We start from the raw sequence: 17291 nt of genomic DNA, 5'->3' as shown, positions 1-17291 counted from the left end.
TCACATTTATTGATCTGGGATGGCGGACATGAACACCGGAAGACACCGGGTTCGTGCCTCAGCAACAGAACAAAAATGGAGGGATCAAAGAGATGTCGGTGATTGAAAAAGAAATGAACAAACAATCGGGTTGGAGAGGCTTTAAAACAGGGAAATGGGCTAGAGCCGTAGACGTCAATGATTTTATCGCTTTGAATATTGATCCGTATTACGGTTCGGATGACTTTTTGGCCGGTCCTACCGCTAATACGAAAGCTTTGTGGGATATCGTATCCGATCTGACCAAGAAAGAACGCGAAGCTGGCGGCGTGCTGGACGTGGACGTTAACACACCATCAACCATCGTTTCCCACAAACCGGGATACCTGGATAAAGAGAAGGAGCAAGTCGTCGGCGTACAAACCGATGAACCGTTCAAGCGTTCCATTCAGCCGTTTGGCGGCATCCGGATGATGATCGATGCTTGCAACGCTTACGGATTTGAGCTTCCTCAAGGTATCGTTGACATGTTTACCCACATTCGCAAAACACATAACCAGGGTGTTTTCGACGCTTATACCTCCGAGATGAGAGCAGCCCGCCGGGCAGGCATCATCACCGGTTTGCCTGATGCTTACGGCCGCGGCCGCATCATCGGCGATTACCGCCGGGTATCCTTGTACGGCATCGATTTCCTGATTAAAGATAAAATGAAAGAGCTCGACAGCCTGGAAGTGGACGTAATCGACGAAGACGTAATCCGTCTGCGCGAAGAGCTGTCGGAACAAATCCGCGCACTCAAGGAACTGAAACAAATGGCGGAAATGCATGGCTTTGATATCTCGAAGCCTGCTGCAACGGCGAAAGAAGCATTCCAGTGGCTGTATTTCGGTTACCTGGCTGCCATTAAAGAACAGAACGGTGCCGCTATGTCCCTGGGCCGCGTATCTTCTTTCCTCGACATCTACATTCAGCGCGATTTGGAGGAAGGAACGCTGACGGAAGAAACGGCACAGGAACTGGTCGACCATTTCGTCATGAAGCTTCGGATCGTGAAATTCCTCCGGACGCCGGACTACAACGAATTGTTCAGCGGAGACCCTACCTGGGTAACGGAGTCGATCGGCGGCATGTCGAACAACGGGGAAACCCGCGTAACGAAAAACAGTTTCCGCTTCCTGCATACCTTGTACAACCTGGGACCTGCACCGGAGCCAAACCTGACTGTATTGTGGTCGGAAAAGCTGCCTGAAGGCTTTAAGAAATTCTGCGCAAAAGTATCGATCGAAACAAGCTCCATCCAGTATGAAAACGATGATCTGATGCGTCCGATCTATGGCGACGACTATGGTATCGCCTGCTGCGTATCGGCCATGAGAATCGGTAAGCAAATGCAGTTCTTCGGAGCGCGTGCGAACCTGGCCAAAGCTCTTCTGTATGCGATCAACGGCGGACGCGACGAAAAATCGGGCGCTCAGGTTGGACCTGAATATCCTGCGATCACAGCGGAAACTTTGGAATACGACGAAGTGATGAAACGCTTCAAGCCGATGATGGAGTGGTTGGCTAAGCTTTACATGAACACACTCAATGTGATTCACTATATGCATGACAAATATTCTTACGAACGGATCGAAATGGCGCTTCATGACCGCGACATCCTGCGCACCATGGCTTGCGGCATCGCCGGTTTGTCGGTAGCGGCGGACTCCCTGAGCGCGATCAAGTACGCCAAAGTCAAACCGATCCGCAACGAGGAAGGCATCGCCGTTGATTTTGAGATCGAGGGAGAATTCCCTTGCTACGGCAACAACGATGACCGCGTCGACAGCATTGCGGTTGAACTGGTTGAAACGTTCATGAGCATGATCCGCAAGCATAAAGCATACCGCAACGCTTTGCCTACCCAATCGATTCTGACCATTACCTCAAACGTGGTATACGGTAAGAAAACGGGTACGACTCCGGACGGACGCAAAGCGGGCGAACCGTTTGCCCCAGGTGCGAACCCAATGCACGGCCGCGACAAAAAAGGCGCGCTGGCATCCCTGAGTTCGGTAGCGAAACTGCCTTACGAGGACAGCTTGGACGGCATCTCGAACACATTCTCGATCGTGCCTAAGGCGCTCGGCAAAGAGAAGGATATCCGTGAAAACAACCTGGTATCGATGATGGACGGATATTTCGGCAGCAAGGCCCATCACCTGAACGTCAACGTATTTGACCGCGAGCAATTGATGGACGCCATGGAGCATCCGGAAAACTATCCGCAGCTTACGATCCGCGTATCCGGATATGCCGTCAACTTCATCAAATTGACCCGCGAGCAGCAGCTTGATGTCATCAACCGCACATTCCACGGTTCGATGTAATCAGCTAGGGTAATGGATCTTAATAACAACGTCCGGCTTTCGACTGAAACAAAGCGGATACGGAAAGGATGACATCATATGATTAAAGGCCATGTACATTCGCTTGAAACGTTTGGTACGGTGGACGGTCCGGGTATCCGCTTTGTCCTCTTCATGCAAGGATGCTTGTTGAAGTGCCAGTATTGCCACAACCCGGATACCTGGGGACTGAACGAGGGGCAGGAGATGACGGTGGCGGAGGTTCTGGCTGAAATCGAGCCTTATCTTCCCTACTATCGTTCCTCCGGCGGCGGCCTGACCGTTTCGGGAGGAGAACCGACGCTGCAGTTTCCGTTCGTGACCCAAGTATTCCAGGAAGCCAAGCGGCGCTGGAACCTTCATACCACGCTCGACAGCAACGGCTACAACGAGCCGGATAAAATCCGGGAGCTCCTGGAAAACACCGATTTGGTGCTGCTTGACCTGAAGCATATCAACGACGAGAAGCATATCAAACTGACAGGGAAATCCAATGAGCGCACGCTGAAAATGGCACGCTGGCTGTCCGACAATGGACGAAAAATGTGGATCCGTCACGTGTATGTCCCCGGCATTCACGAAGAAGAGGAAGACCTGCTCAATCTGGGCCGCTTCATCGGCACCTTGAGTGGAGTGGAGAAGTTCGAAATTCTTCCTTACCACCAGATGGGCGTATATAAATGGGAGGCTTTGGGCAAAACCTATCCTTTGGAAGGGGTTCCTTCCCCGACCGAGGCTGAAGTGGAGCGTGCCTACCGTTTGATCGAGGAAGGAAGACGACAAGCCCAGACGGTTTGATGCGATAAAACGAAACATCATATGAAAAGTATTTTAACAACAACCTTGCCTGATATGGCAGGGTTGTTTATTTTTATTAGAGGATTTTATCCCTAGCCAAGAAAATTGTCGGTCTTACCGAAATTGAAATCGCTTTCTATAATGAAAATATAACACCAATAAATATTGGGAGGGTCAAAAATAACATGAAGAAGAAAAGCCTTGCCTTGTTAATGTCATTGCTTTTTGTCACCTCGGCCATCATGTCCGGCTGCGGGGGAGGGAAGACGGCCGAAAAGCCCGAGACCGGAACGCCGGAGACTCCGGCTGCCAAGAACGAGCCTTTTGAAATGACGATCCGTCATACGCAGGTCGGGGACGCCAAGAAATTCAGACTTGCCCTGTTGGAAGACGTCGTGAAGAAGACCGAAGCCGCCGTACCGGGGCTTAAGCTCAATCTGGATGCCGTAGACTCCGAAGTGAACCGCAAGGAGAAGCTGAGAGGCGAGATGGCTTCAGGAAAGCCGCCGGAAATCTTCGACGTGTTCGGCAGCCCCGATGCCGGAGTTTATGCCAAAGAAGGCCTAATGCTGGACTTGACCCCCATCATTGAAGAGCTCGGCATAAAAGATAAATTTACGCTGCTTGATCCGTTCACCCATGACGGCAAAGTTTACGGCCTGCCGATCGGCGGTTCCATCGAGGGTATTTTCTACAATAAAGAATACTTCAAGCAAAAAGGACTGGAAATTCCAAAAACGATTGCAGACCTGGAGAAAGTGGCTGAAGCGATCAAGGCCGACGGCAAAATCCCGTTTGCCCAATCCTCCAAGGACGCCTGGATACCGCTGATGACGACAAACAACCTGTGGTCGTATTATGCAGGGCCTGAATTTACGTACGGTTTCAAAACCGGGGAAAGCAAATGGACCGACCCCAAAGTGGTGGAAGGCGTGAAGAAACACCAGGAATGGGTCGAAAAAGGCTACTACAAAAAAGGGGAGCTCGGCTTCGAGTATGCGGACATGAGAAACCAGATCATTTCCGGCGAAGCGATCATGATGATGGACGGTTCCTGGGCCAACACGGTGTTCAGGGATCCTGAACAAGCCGGAGACATGGTAGGAAAAATCGGATTCTTCAACCTTCCACCGGTGAATGAAGGAGATCCTGTCGTAGTGATGCAGGATGCGAACAACGGTTACGGCTTCTCCGCTTCCATCAAGGACGATCCCCGCAAGATGGAGGCGGTGAAGGAGTTTATCAAGAACATGTGGACCGACGAAATGCAGCTTCGCGGCTTGAAAGAAGACGGCGTACTTCCGTCCATGAAGATGGACGTGAACACGATGAACTCCACGTCCGACGAGCCGATCATGCAGGACATCTTTAAAGCCGTCAGCGAGATCGACAAACCGTATCCGGCATTCGACGCTCTGGTGCAGGCCCAGGTCAACACGGCGCTGAGCCTTGGCATCCAGCAGGTCATCGGCGGGGAAATCGATGCGGCGAAGATGCTTGAGAACGTGCAGAACGTGCAAGAGGCGGCAAACGCGGAAGAAAAGTAAACAGATAGAAGTTTAGATGAGGAGGGCGCCACCCGCTTGGAACATGGGGGTGCCCTTTCGTCTAGGCGATAGGACACATACTACGGAGGTTACCATGAACAAAGCGCTGAGAAACCCGCTCACCTACATCCTGTTTGTTCTGCCGGCCTTGATCCTTTTCCTGGCTTTCTTTATATATCCCATTTACACCGCGATTGATAACAGTTTTACGAGCTGGAACGGGATATCCAAGGACGTGGAGTATATCGGTTTCGATAACTACGCAAAGGCCGTACAGGATGCTGCCTTTTGGAAATCGGTACGCAACAATTTGTATTTCATTTTGTTTTCCTGTTTCATTCAGGTTCCGATCATCGTATTGTTCTCTCTTCTGATCGCTAACGTCAAGAAATTGAAGGGACTGTACAAGACGGCGGTATTTGCCCCGTCCATCATGTCCACGGCCGTTATCGGCATATTGTGGGGGTTTATCTATAATCCCGATTTTGGATTGATGAATCAAATCCTTGGCCTGTTCGGGGTTGAACCGATTTATTGGTTGTCCGATAAAAAATGGGCGATGATTTCAATTTTGATAACAAACGCTTGGCAGTGGACCGGGTTTTACATCGTCATGGTCCTGGCCGCGATTATTTCCATACCGAAGGAACTGGACGAAGCGGCCGCGATCGACGGCGCAACCGGATTCCAGCGGGCCCGGAAAATTACGATGCCGCTCATCATGCCCGTCGTTTCCGTGGTCATTATGCTCTCGATTGCGGGTGCCATGAAAGCGGCGGATATCGTGCTGGTCATGACCAAGGGCGGGCCGGCCGGTTCTACGGACGTGATGGCAACGTACATGATCCGTTATGCGATCACCAGCTTCCAGCACGGCTTCGGCAACTCCATCGCCGTTTTGATTTTTGTCTTCACGATGGTTGTGACCGTCGCTTACCAATTTTTGATCGCGAGACGAAACGAAAGGATTGAATACTGATGAGAGCAGTCAAGAAGTTGATTCCGCATATTTTTCTGATGGCCTACTTGCTCGTCATTTTATATCCGTTTCTGTTCGTCTTGTTCTCTTCCGTCAAAACGGACAACAAGGCCATAGCTACCAATCCGTTCGGGCTGCCCGACACTTTCGTGTTCGATAATTACGTAAATGCATGGGTCAACGCCAAAATCAGCACCTATTTTTTCAACAGCCTGTATATCGGTATTTTGGCTGCGTGCCTGTCCATACTGCTTGCGTCCATGCTGGCTTTCGCGGTTACGCGGATGAGATACAAGCGCATCAGCGCCATTCTTTTCCAACTGATTCTGATCGGGATGCTCATCCCGAACAACTCGCTGCTGCTCCCCATTTACGGCATGATGAAAAAAATGGACATTCTGAACACGCATATCGCACTTATTCTGCCTTATGTGGCCAATGCCATACCGTTCTCCGTCATCATTCTCGCCGCCTTTATGAGATCCCTGCCGGGGGAAATCGAGGAAGCGGCCGTCATGGACGGATTGAGGTCGGGGGGCTTGTTTGCTAGAATTATCTTACCTTTAATGGTTCCGGCTATCGTCACGGTGTTTATCGTAAACTTTTTGGGCAACTGGAACGAATTCCTGCTCGCGAACTATTTCTTGTCCAATGATGAACTAAGAACGCTTCCCGTCGGCATGGTCGGCTTCAGGGACGCTTACAATACGAACTATGCGCAGATGTCGGCGGGGATCGTATTCAGCGTCTTGCCGGTGCTGATCATTTACGCCATTCTTCAGGAGAAGATCATTGAAGGCGTGACGGCGGGCAGCGTTAAAGGATAACTTCGATGGAAACGGGAGAATGTCTATGAACCTTAGAAACAAGTTATTTACGGCCTTTTTGGGACTGATCATTATTCCGTTGCTTGTACTGGGTTTGTTCACATTCTTTGTCACGTATAACTCGATCGAAAAAAAATACAGCCAGCAGGCCGAATATTCGTTAAAGGCCATCAGCTACAGCATTCTTAACGTGTTTCAGGAAATGGAAAACGTGACGGATACAGGCATTGCTTCATCGGTTTTCACCACGGCGCTGAAAGCCGATGATCCCGATTCGCAGGATCTGGCTGACGGCAAGCAACTGAAGCTTAACGAAAGCCAGCGGAATTTTCGGAATTTATTATACAACCACCCGGCGATCAGCTACGCTTTTTTATACAACATGAACAAGAAATCGCCCCCGGTTCCCATCTTCACGAAGGAAGACTTCGGGGCATTGCCTTACAGCAAATTCAAGGAAAGCCATCTTTATCAGGAAGTGATTGAGCTGAACGGGGTGCCGAAATGGATTGCCCCTCACGAATATCCCGAATTAACGGGCATGGAACCCGTTTTTACGCAAATCCGTCTGGTGAAAAACATCGAGTCGCTGCGCAAAGAGGGGATCCTCGTCGTTCAGATCAAACGGCTGGAATTCGAGCGGATATTCCGCAACCTGACCCTGCCGAACAATTTGCAGGATACGTCATTTTTGCTCGTGAACGATGAAGGCCTGATCCTGTTCGATCCAAAGGATCAAAGCGACGGGAAAAACATGAGCGCTTTTATGGACCGGCAAATCGATTACGGATCGGATTATCAAAGCTTTAAATCGAAGTTTGACGGCGTGGAGAGCGTCGTATCCATCCATAAGCTGGAAGGCTATCCTTGGAGCATTATTTCCGTTACCAAGTGGCATTCCCTATCGCAAGAGGTTACGGCGTTCGCCAAATGGTTTATCGTTATTCTCGGCCTTTGCCTGGTGACTGCCGTTGCGTTCAATAAATTTTTTATGAACCGAATCACGGGTACGATCGGCGTCATCGTCCGTTTCATGCGCCGCGTCGAGGACGGCGACCTGAGCGCGAGAGTCGAAGAGAAGGGCGAGGACGAGCTGCTTTTATTGTCCAGAGGGTTTAACGACCTGATGGATCGCATCAACCGGCTGTTCGATCAAATACGGATGGAGCAGCGCCAAAAAACGGAAGCCCATATGCGGCTGCTGCAGGCCCAGATCAAACCGCATTTTCTGTTTAACACGCTGGAATCCATCAACGTGCTGGCCGTCCAGAACGAAGGCCGGAAGGTCAGCGAAATGGTCTACAGGCTTGCGAGCATTCTGCGGATCAGCATTCAGGAAAAGGAAGAAATCACGCTGGAAGAAGAAATCAAATATTTAAAAAGTTATCTTGAAATCCAAAAATTCCGGTTCGAAGACCTGTTCGATTACGAGATTGACGTTCCGAAGGAACTGCTGACCTGCCGGATTCTGAAGCTGACCCTGCAGCCTCTTGTCGAGAACAGCATTCAGCATGGGTTCGAAGGGATCGATTACAAGGGCATGCTGCGGATCAAGGCATGGAGCGAGCGCGGAAATCTGATCGTGCATGTGGAGGATAACGGTCATGGGATGAGCCCGGAGCAATTGTCGCTATTTGAATATATGGTTCCCGAGGAGAAGGAAGCGCGGCGGCCCGGCGAAGAAAACCTGAAGGTTAACCATGAACGGAGGGGACTCGGACTCCGCAGCGTCGCGGACCGGATACGGATTCAATACGGAGATTATTACGGCTTGTTCATATGCTCCAACCAGCCTGGCGGTACCGTTATTCATTGCGTCATACCCAATCACGAAAGGGAGTGAAGGACAGAAAATGCTTAAGGTATTGTTAGTTGATGATGAAGCCCCTATTCTCAATAACTTGAACAAAGTCATTCCCTGGGAGAAGCTCGGGATGAGAGTTGTCGGGCTGGCCCGCAGCGGGACGGAGGCGCTTAAAATATCGGAAGAACATGATCCCGATCTGGTTCTTTGCGACATTCGCATGCCGGTCATGGACGGATTGACGTTTATTACCCGATTGAGAGAGAATGGAAGCGATGCCGAAATTTTTTTGCTTACCGGTTACCAGGAATTTGAATACGCTCGGGAAGCCATCAAGCTGCGTGTAAAGGACTACATCAGCAAACCGATACATTATGGGGAACTGGAAGAGCGGATTCTGGAGATTGGCGAGGAAATTCGGAAGAAACGGGTAAAGGATAAGTATTTCAGCACGGTCTCCTTGATTGAAAGCGACCCTGACCCGGAATCGGTAAAAAAGGCCCCGGATCAGCTGATGACCTCCGCCCTGGATTACATCAACACCCACCTGGGGTCCGATCTTGGCATCGAACAGCTTTCGGATTACCTTGGCATCAGCTCCAGCTATTTTTGCCTGCTGTTCAAAAACCATGTCGGCATCACCTTTGTCGAGTATTTGACCAAACAGCGGATGGAAGCGGCCAAATTCCTTCTCCTACACAGCGACAAAAATATTGCGCAGATCGGCGCTTTTGTCGGTTATCACGAACGCCGTTATTTTACCAAGGTGTTTCAAAAGGCGACGGGAATGACGCCTTCCGAGTTTCGAGAGGCTTGCGGCAGTACTGCGGCGCAATAAGCCGCTTTCATTTATAGTCTACTAATAACAAGAAGGTAGGTTTTCATTATGGAATGGAAGGTATCCGGTTTAACGCTTCAGCAAAAGGTCGGGCAAATGTTCATTTGCGGATTCGACGCCTTGACTCCCAATGATCATGCCAGAACCTTGATCGAGGAACATAAGGTTGGCGGCATCGTGTATTTCCGCCGTAATGTTCAGCAGCTGTCCCAGCTCGCCGAGCTTTCCGCTTCGCTGCAGGCTATGGCCGCTTCGGGCGGCCAGCTTCCACTGATTATTTCCATAGACCAGGAAGGCGGGATGGTAGCCCGAATCGATCATGAAGGCATAAGCCGAATTCCCGGCAATATGGCGCTGGGTGCGACCGGGAGCGAGGAATACAGCTATCAGGTCGCCAGAATTGGCGGGCAAGAGCTTCGTGCGCTCGGGATCAACATGAACTTTGCCCCTTGCCTCGATGTCAACAATAATCCGCTGAACCCCGTGATCGGCGTTCGCTCTTTCGGGGAAGATCCGAAGGCGGTAGCGGGGCTTGGTTCGGCCGCGATCAAGGGGTATCAGGAAGAAGGCGTCTCGGCAACCGCAAAGCATTTTCCGGGACACGGGGATACGAGCGTCGATTCCCACCTCGGCTTGGCCTCCGTACCGCATGACCGAGCGCGCTTGGAGCAGGTTGAGCTGTACCCGTTCAAGCGGGCCATCGAAAGCGGTGTGGATGCCATTATGACGGCCCACATCGCCTTCCCGGCTTTTGAACCGGGCGGAATTCCGGCAACGTTATCCCATGCGGTGCTTACCGGCTTGCTGCGTGAGGAAATGGGCTTCGAAGGGCTGATCGTAACCGATTGCCTGGAGATGCATGCCATCGCCAAGGAGTACGGTATCCCAGAGGGTGCCGTGCGGTCGATCGAAGCCGGAGCCGACTGCGTTCTGGTTAGCCATACGCTGTCCGATCAGCAAGCGGCCATTTCGGCCGTTATTGAGGCGGTTACAAGCGGACGGATCCCGGAGGAACGCATTGACGCTTCCGTTGAACGCATTCTGGCTCTGAAGAAGCGGAACGCGGACAAGGTGGGAACGCTGGAACAAGTGGATTTGGATCTGCTGAACGGAAGGGTTAAAGATTATCTGAAGGAAATTGCCGGCAAGGGCGTTACCCTGGTCCGTGACAATAACCAGCTTCCACTCGCCGAAGGCGAGCCCGTTCTGGTTTACTGGCCGGAACTGCTGCGTGCGACCCAAGTGGACGAAGCCTGGAGCCGTTCGTATACCTTGGGAGACGCTCTGACCAAAAGGGGAAGCAATGTCACCGAGATTCGGATCGGCACCGATTTGTCGGATGAAGAAGTGGAACAGGCTTTAAAGAATGCAGGGGATTACAGCCAAATCGTCGTAGCGACCTATACTTCGGAGAGCCGCCTTCCCGAAGGACAGCGGAAGCTTGTGGAGGGACTGCTGTCGCTTGGGCAAGGGAAGCTGATTGTGGCATCCACGCGGAACCCCTATGACTTGAATGATTTGCCCAACATACCGGCTTACCTGTGCTGCTATGAAAATACGCCGAACTATATGGACGCCCTGGCCGATGTCCTGTTTGGAAAAGTCAAACCGGAAGGCCGCCTGCCCGTGAGCTTGAATGATTCTCATCCCATCATTTCCAGAGCATAATTTTACGGCTTAGGACTCTGTTCAATCGAACAACCGGGAAACCCATGATATCAGGGACTCCCGGTTGTTTTGTTTTAACTATCATAGAGCATTTGAAGCCTGGTTAATATTTCGGGCATAAACGAAATTGCCTTCCATGAAGGACGGCGGAGCCGCTTCTGCTTGTTTCGTACATATAGGCAGCAACTTTTCCAGAAAAAAAGCGTCTAATACATTGTCTGTTTAAAATTAGATAGATATAAAATCACACAGGAGTGAAGGAGCAGAGAATGAATTTCAAGAAAATGTCGATTGTCACTGTACTGGCCGTGGCGCAGGTGTCCACCATCGTCCCCGTCAGTGCGCAGTCTTCTGCTGCCCTCGAACCGGGCTCGGCCCAGGTTCAGCCGGGAGAAAACAGCGGAACATCGGAACTGCAGCAGCCTCTGGATACGCAAACGGTTGATAATACGGGTTCCTCCATCGGGACTAATTCTGCATTGACGCAGGAGGATGCCGGAGTACCGGTTGAAGCGCCGGGAAATGGACAGAATGGCGCTTCTTCAGCCGAAGATCCGTCCTCAGGTCAGCAGTCGAATAGCGTTGAAAGCAGTAAAACCACTGAAAGCGGGCCAACCTCTGAAGAGTCCGTCGCACCAAATGATCAAGCGGGGGGAAATGAAGAAAATACCGGAGAAAATGCCAAGGCCGAAGGGGAGTCGGAGTCTGTCTCTACCGAACCGGCAGGAGATTCTGACGAAGCCGCAACATCCAATTCCAATGTGTTGGTACTGATGATGAACAGCGCCAATATGTATCATAACGGCGAGCATTTTAAAGCCGCACAGCCGATGGCTGTCAAGAATGGCGTATCCTATGTATCGATCCGGGCCATGGTGGAACGTGCCGGATTGAAGCTTACTTATGATTTCAAGACCAAAGAAACGATTATTCACAAGGGCGAGAACGAGCTGCGTTTCAAAACGGACAGCAACAAATATAAGGTGAATGGCGAATCCCGGACCATGAAGGGACCGGCTTATCAATATAAAAATACGTTCATGGTTCCTTTGACCTCGATTACCCAGGCGCTGGGTATCCCGTATCAGGTGAACCAGGCCGAGAAAAAGGTGATTCTGGACCTTTCCGGTCTTGAGAGCGACGGCGGCAGTACTTCCGCCGGCGGAACAAACGGCTCGGACTCCGGCGGAACAGGTTCGGTGCAGCCGCCAGCCAGCAATGAACCCGGACTGGTTCTCATCATGAACAGCGCCAAAATGTACCATAACGGAAAACTGTATACAGCCGCACAGCCGATGGCCGTTAAAAACGGCGTATCGTATGTCGCCATCCGCTCCCTTGTGAACAGGGTCGGCCTGAAGCTGACTTACGACAGCCGGACAAAGGAAACGGTGATCCAACGCGGCGGCGATGAGCTGCGTTTTAAAACGGACAGTAAAATCTACACGGTAAACGGCGTCAAAACCGCAATGAAGGGACCGGCATACCAGTATAAAGACACGTTTATGGTACCGCTGACGTCGCTGACGCAGGCGCTGAAAATCCCCTATCGGGTGGACCAGGCGAACAAGCGGATCATACTGCAGCTAAGCACGAAACCGATAGCAAGTTTCAGGGTCGTGAACAAAGAGATTTTTGCCGGGCAAACGACGGTAACCTATAAGACGAGTGCTTATTCACCGGCTGGATTGCCGATCGTAGACGAGCGCTGGGAAGGCCGGGAGGATGTGTTCCATGACCCGGGAACCCACACCGTCACTTATTACGTGCAGGATTCCAGCGGTGAGTGGAGCGATCCTTATTCGGTAAACGTTGAGGTGCTGACTCCGAACGAACCTCCGGTTGCCATGTTTTCGACGGATAAGGAAGAGTACAAGATGGGGGAAAAAATCACCTACATCGATCAAAGCTCCGATGACGAAAACGCCATTGTCGATTGGGACTGGGACAACAATGCCATGCTTTCTTTACGCCGGGACCCGCCACGATCCGCTTGACCGTAACGGACAAGCACGGAGCGACGAGTTATTATGAGAAAACGATCATAATTACCAACGAAACGCTCTATACGCGCGAAGAATTTAATCAACTGTTCGCCGAAATCGGCGAAAAATACATGTTTACCGGCTCGTCGGTACCGTCCATGCCTTTGGTGAAGTATGCAAGAACCTCCGAGCCTCGCATGCTGATCCGGAGCAACAGTCCGGAAACGGTTTACAGGGAAGGAATCGTGTACAGGGAGACCGGAAACGGTCCTGCGCGGTTTATGATCCACCATCTTAACGCCACCGGAAGAAACGTGAAAATGTACGTGGTGGCAACCAACATTAACGACACCACGGCTTCGCTGACGACGGAATACGTCGGTTTCGGCGGTCCGAGCATCTACCCGAACGCTACGGGCAAGGTTTCCGTCGAAAAGTATTTTGAATCCATGCAGAGCAGCAAAGATTATAAGACCGTTTATCTTCAACCTGGCGAAAGCCGGGTGATCCTGACGGAATTGAGCGCGCTGCCGATGAAGGAACAGCAGGTGATTTCCATGTTTGCGGATGTGAAAACCGATTCTTCGGTCCGTTATGACGTGGTCATGGTGGAGGAGAACAAGAATCCGATACAAAAGCTGCCGTTCTTACAATTTTTGGCAAGTGACGGAATCCACAACCGGGGAACCTATAACGATTCGACACGGTTGATTGAATCGGACGAGCTGGTAGGGATTACGCCTTCCCGGATTGCCCTCGGCGACAAGACCAGCGATCCGAATTTGACCGGTCATGACGGAATCACCGGATATGAAACCTCCAACGCCGGCAACTTCGGCGTAGTCTACCGGATCAAGTTGAACCGCGTGGCTCCTAATACGCTCATTACGTTAAACCCTCGCGGTGGCAAATACATGGGGTCTGTGATGGTGAACGGCAACATTGTCGGGGCTCCTAATTCCGGCGGGGTGTCAGCGCCAAACGAGGCAAGCGTGCTTTACCGCACGGGCGAATACGAGCGGTCGGTCGAAATCTTGTTCACGGCTGCTCCGGGGAGCAGCTTGCCGGTTAACATCTTGTTCACGCCGCTGCCTAAATTGAAGACGAATGAATAGATTCATGCACTCATACCCTGTTTTATGATTTAGCGGGAATCCCCCGGCCTTTCATTCGAAAGGTCCGGGGGATTTTGCTCGTTACGGGTGCCTGTTAGGCGGACCTTGGTTCAATCGCTTCATTTGACGGGGTTCTTTTTTTGATGCATTATTAGAAGAGAGATTTTCATTTGAGCAAATCAGGAGGCTGCTGCGTATGCTGACGACGGAACAGATCATAGACGCCATGTCCGGACACGGGCTTCGCATCACCGATCAGCGCAAAACGCTCGCCAAATTGTTTGGAGAACATCCGGGGTATTTAACCCCTAAAGACGTATATGAATATATGGGGAAGAAATACAGCGGGCTGAGCTTTGATACGGTTTATCGGAATCTGCGGGTGCTGTATGATCTAGGCGTGCTGGAGCAGGTGGTCTTTGAGGAAGGCATCAAATTCAGGGCTCGATGCAGCGCGGATCATCATCATCACCACATGATCTGCCTGCAATGCCAGAAAACGTATCCCATTACGTTCTGCCCGATGCAGCTGACCGATGCCCCCGAGGATTTTCAGGTGGTGCAGCATAAATTCGAGGTATTCGGATATTGTAAGGATTGCGGGAAGGACCATGAGGCCAAATCGGCCGAAGGGGAATCGCATGCCGTATGCCATACCGGAAAGAAGGGCAGCGGGTCATGAGAAAAGGCTTGGCCAGCCGGGTAGTTAAAGCGCCGATTCACTTTTATCGTAAGGTGATTTCGCCCTTGAAACCGGCTACGTGCCGTTTTTATCCGACCTGCTCGGCATATGCGCTTGAGGCCGTTGAAGTTCACGGTGCCTTGAAGGGCTCCTGGCTGGCTGCCAAGAGAATCGCAAGATGCCATCCCTTTAATCCGGGAGGGATCGATCCCGTTCCGCCGCGAAAGGATGCCGGGAGTCTCGGGAATCAGGGTGCGGAGGACGCCATGCCTTGACACCTGGCGTGTTCGTTATTATATTTGGATTATATAAACGTATTGGCTTGTGGAATAACCATAGAAGTATTTCCGAGGAAGAGATAAGTACGAAGATGCAGCCTTGAACAGAGAGCCGGGGGAGCTGGAAACCGGTCAGGGACGGCTTCGGAAAATGGTCTTGGAGGAACCGCTTTTGAGCGAAAACGGCGTTCTGCCGGCGTAAAGGAGCGGCGTGATCCAGCGTTAATGGACGGCCTGCGTCAAGCAGCGCCGGCGAGCCTGCGATCCGAAAGGGTCCGGGGAAATTGGGTGGTAACGCGTGAGATAACTCTCGTCCCATAGGGACGGGGGTTTTTTGTTGTTTTCTGCCGATATCAACACCATAAAATAAAAAAAGGATGGATGGAAGTTATGGCTGATCAAAAAAACGTTTTATATTACGACCCCGATTTATTATCCGAGCGACAAGCTGCATATCGGTCATGCCTACACGACGGTTGCGGGCGACGCGCTGGCGCGTTACAAACGCCTGCGCGGTTACGATGTCCGTTATTTGACGGGAGCCGACGAGCATGGCCAGAAAATCGAGCGCAAGGCCGCTGAGGCGGGAAAAACGCCGCAGCAGTTCGTTGACGACATCGTGGCGGGCATTAAAGAGCTCTGGAAAAAGCTCGATATTTCGAACGAGGATTTCATCCGTACGACGGAGAAACGCCATACCCGGGTGGTACAGGACGTTTTTGAGCGTCTGCTTGAAAAGGGCGATATCTATAAGGGCGATTATGAGGCTGGTACTGCACGCCTTGCGAATCGTTTTTCCTGGAGCGGCAGCTGGTGGACGGTAAATGCCCGGATTGCGGGCGTCCGGTTGAACTCGTGAAGGAAGAGAGCTATTTCTTCCGGATGAGCAAATACGTGGATCGCCTCCTCCAATTTTATGAGGAAAATCCGGACTTCATACAGCCGGTATCCCGCAAAAACGAAATGATCAACAACTTTATTAAACCCGGACTTGAGGATTTGGCGGTATCCCGCACAACTTATGACTGGGGCGTAAAAGTCAAAAGCGATCCGAAACACGTGATCTACGTGTGGATCGACGCTTTGCTTAACTATGTGACGGCTCTCGGTTACGGGACGGAAGACAGCTCGTTGTACGATAAGTACTGGCCGGCCGACGTGCATCTCATGAGCAAGGAGATCGTCCGCTTCCATACGATTTATTGGCCGATTATTTTGATGGCGCTGGATATGCCGCTGCCCAAAAAAGTGTTTGCCCACGGCTGGCTGCTGATGAAGGACGGGAAAATGTCCAAATCGAAAGGCAATGTCGTTGATCCGGTAACGATGATCGACCGTTACGGACTGGATGCGCTGCGTTATTACCTCCTGCGCGAGGTCCCTTTCGGCGCCGACGGCACGTTTACCCCGGAGAGCTTCGTCGAACGCGTCAATTCCGATCTGGCCAACGATCTCGGCAATCTGCTCAACCGTACGGTAGCGATGGTCGATAAATACTTCGGCGGCGAGGTGCCGGCATTTACGCGGGGAGTGACAGCCTTCGATCAAGCACTTGAGGAAGCGGCCGAAACGGTATACGACAAGGTTGAGGAAGCCATGGAGCAAATGGAGTTCTCGGTGGCGCTGACGGCGATCGGGCAGTTCGTCAGCCGCAGCAACAAGTATATCGACGAAACCCAGCCTTGGACGCTCGCCAAGGATGAGAGCAAGCGCGATGAACTGGCTTCCGTCATGAGCCATCTCGTGGAATCGCTGCGGATCGCATCCATACTGCTGCAGCCGTTTTTAACCCGGACGCCGAAGAAGATTTGGGAGCAGCTCGGGATTCAAGAAGGGGAACTGACTACCTGGGACAGCGGACGCAGCCTGGGCAGCATTCCGGCAGGGACCAAGCTTGTCAAAGGCGATCCGATCTTCCCGCGGCTGGACGCGGAACAAGAGGTAGCCTATATCGCGCAGGCGATGACGGGAGGCGTGAAGCCGGCCGAGGAAGGAACGGCCTCACAGGCCGCTCCTACTGCCGGAAGCGAGGAGCCGATCGAGCATAAGGAAGAAATCGGAATTGAGGACTTTGCCAAAGTCGAGCTTCGTGTGGCTCAAGTGATCGCGGCCGAGCCTGTCAAAAAAGCGGATAAGCTGTTGAAGCTTCAGCTCGACCTGGGGTACGAGCAGCGTCAGGTCGTTTCGGGGATCGCCAAGTTTTACAAGCCGGAAGACCTTGTCGGCAAAAAAGTAATCTGCGTCACGAATTTGAAGCCGGTCAAGCTGAGGGGAGAGCTGTCCCAAGGGATGATTCTTGCCGCATCCCAAGGCGATCAGCTTACGCTTGCAACCGTACCGGATGCCATGCCGAATGGCGCGATTGTCAAGTAAATCAAAGGATTATGATGTGAAAGGCAGG

At 51.7% G+C, this 17291-nt stretch carries 11 protein-coding genes and 2 pseudogenes; all 13 read left to right on the top strand.

The window, feature by feature from the left end; translation table 11 throughout:
- The first annotated feature begins 92 nt into the window (after nt 1-92).
- The 13 genes and pseudogenes from pflB to metG all read left to right on the top strand — a co-directional run bounded on the left by pflB (nt 93) and on the right by metG (nt 17263).
- On the top strand, nt 93-2351 hold the full coding sequence (gene pflB, locus XI25_RS21910) for a formate C-acetyltransferase (RefSeq protein WP_046680241.1): 2259 nt from the start codon (nt 93-95) through the stop codon (nt 2349-2351).
- 78 nt (nt 2352-2429) lie between these two features.
- Nucleotides 2430-3167: a pyruvate formate-lyase-activating protein gene (gene pflA / locus XI25_RS21905; RefSeq protein WP_046680240.1), complete on the top strand. Its 738-nt coding sequence runs from the start codon at nt 2430-2432 to the stop codon at nt 3165-3167.
- Nucleotides 3168-3352: 185 nt separating this feature from the next.
- Nucleotides 3353-4714: an ABC transporter substrate-binding protein gene (locus XI25_RS21900; protein WP_046680239.1), complete on the top strand. Its 1362-nt coding sequence runs from the start codon at nt 3353-3355 to the stop codon at nt 4712-4714.
- Nucleotides 4715-4808: 94 nt separating this feature from the next.
- A complete protein-coding gene (locus tag XI25_RS21895; RefSeq protein WP_046680238.1) occupies nt 4809-5693 on the top strand; it encodes a carbohydrate ABC transporter permease in 885 nt (294 codons plus the stop codon).
- Nucleotides 5693-6520, top strand: coding sequence for a carbohydrate ABC transporter permease (locus tag XI25_RS21890; protein ID WP_046680237.1), 828 nt, complete (start codon nt 5693-5695; stop codon nt 6518-6520). Before XI25_RS21895 ends, XI25_RS21890 begins: the two co-directional genes overlap by 1 nt.
- A gap of 25 nt (nt 6521-6545) precedes the next feature.
- The gene (locus XI25_RS21885; protein ID WP_046680236.1) at nt 6546-8363 is read left to right on the top strand and encodes a cache domain-containing sensor histidine kinase; all 1818 of its coding nucleotides are present in this window, start codon (nt 6546-6548) and stop codon (nt 8361-8363) included.
- A 10-nt stretch (nt 8364-8373) separates the two neighbouring features.
- Complete coding sequence (locus XI25_RS21880; RefSeq protein ID WP_046680235.1) at nt 8374-9162, top strand: response regulator transcription factor; 789 nt, start codon at nt 8374-8376, stop codon at nt 9160-9162.
- A 48-nt stretch (nt 9163-9210) separates the two neighbouring features.
- On the top strand, nt 9211-10830 hold the full coding sequence (nagZ, locus tag XI25_RS21875; protein ID WP_046680234.1) for a beta-N-acetylhexosaminidase: 1620 nt from the start codon (nt 9211-9213) through the stop codon (nt 10828-10830).
- 269 nt (nt 10831-11099) lie between these two features.
- Nucleotides 11100-12725 (top strand): annotated as a pseudogene (locus XI25_RS35135) (stalk domain-containing protein); the annotation flags it as partial.
- 41 nt (nt 12726-12766) lie between these two features.
- Nucleotides 12767-13930 carry a hypothetical protein gene (locus XI25_RS35130; protein ID WP_235440058.1) on the top strand — a complete coding sequence of 388 codons (1164 nt, stop codon included), beginning with the start codon at nt 12767-12769 and terminating at the stop codon, nt 13928-13930.
- A 196-nt stretch (nt 13931-14126) separates the two neighbouring features.
- Nucleotides 14127-14612, top strand: a complete 486-nt coding sequence (locus tag XI25_RS21865; protein WP_046680233.1) for a Fur family transcriptional regulator — start codon at nt 14127-14129, stop codon at nt 14610-14612.
- Nucleotides 14609-14887 (top strand): membrane protein insertion efficiency factor YidD, encoded by a 279-nt coding sequence (gene yidD / locus XI25_RS21860; protein WP_046680232.1) that lies wholly within the window; start codon nt 14609-14611, stop codon nt 14885-14887. The genes XI25_RS21865 and yidD overlap by 4 nt, the downstream gene beginning before the upstream one ends.
- 397 nt (nt 14888-15284) lie before the next feature.
- Nucleotides 15285-17263 (top strand): annotated as a pseudogene (gene metG / locus XI25_RS21855) (methionine--tRNA ligase).
- Nucleotides 17264-17291 lie beyond the last annotated feature (28 nt).

The organism is Paenibacillus sp. DMB20 (assembly GCF_000987955.1).
Lineage (GTDB): Bacteria > Bacillota > Bacilli > Paenibacillales > Paenibacillaceae > Paenibacillus_AQ.
Note: the sequence above shows the minus strand (reverse complement) of the source record. Positions and strands in the feature narration are given on the sequence as shown.

Bases quoted from the DNA above. Each gene is read 5' to 3' on its own strand.
- pflB (WP_046680241.1), top strand. From the start codon at position 93: ATGTCGGTGATTGAAAAAGAAATGAACAAACAATCGGGTTGGAGAGGC.
- pflA (WP_046680240.1), top strand. From the start codon at position 2,430: ATGATTAAAGGCCATGTACATTCGCTTGAAACGTTTGGTACGGTGGAC.
- XI25_RS21900 (WP_046680239.1), top strand. From the start codon at position 3,353: ATGAAGAAGAAAAGCCTTGCCTTGTTAATGTCATTGCTTTTTGTCACC.
- XI25_RS21895 (WP_046680238.1), top strand. From the start codon at position 4,809: ATGAACAAAGCGCTGAGAAACCCGCTCACCTACATCCTGTTTGTTCTG.
- XI25_RS21890 (WP_046680237.1), top strand. From the start codon at position 5,693: ATGAGAGCAGTCAAGAAGTTGATTCCGCATATTTTTCTGATGGCCTAC.
- XI25_RS21885 (WP_046680236.1), top strand. From the start codon at position 6,546: ATGAACCTTAGAAACAAGTTATTTACGGCCTTTTTGGGACTGATCATT.
- XI25_RS21880 (WP_046680235.1), top strand. From the start codon at position 8,374: ATGCTTAAGGTATTGTTAGTTGATGATGAAGCCCCTATTCTCAATAAC.
- nagZ (WP_046680234.1), top strand. From the start codon at position 9,211: ATGGAATGGAAGGTATCCGGTTTAACGCTTCAGCAAAAGGTCGGGCAA.
- XI25_RS21865 (WP_046680233.1), top strand. From the start codon at position 14,127: ATGCTGACGACGGAACAGATCATAGACGCCATGTCCGGACACGGGCTT.
- yidD (WP_046680232.1), top strand. From the start codon at position 14,609: ATGAGAAAAGGCTTGGCCAGCCGGGTAGTTAAAGCGCCGATTCACTTT.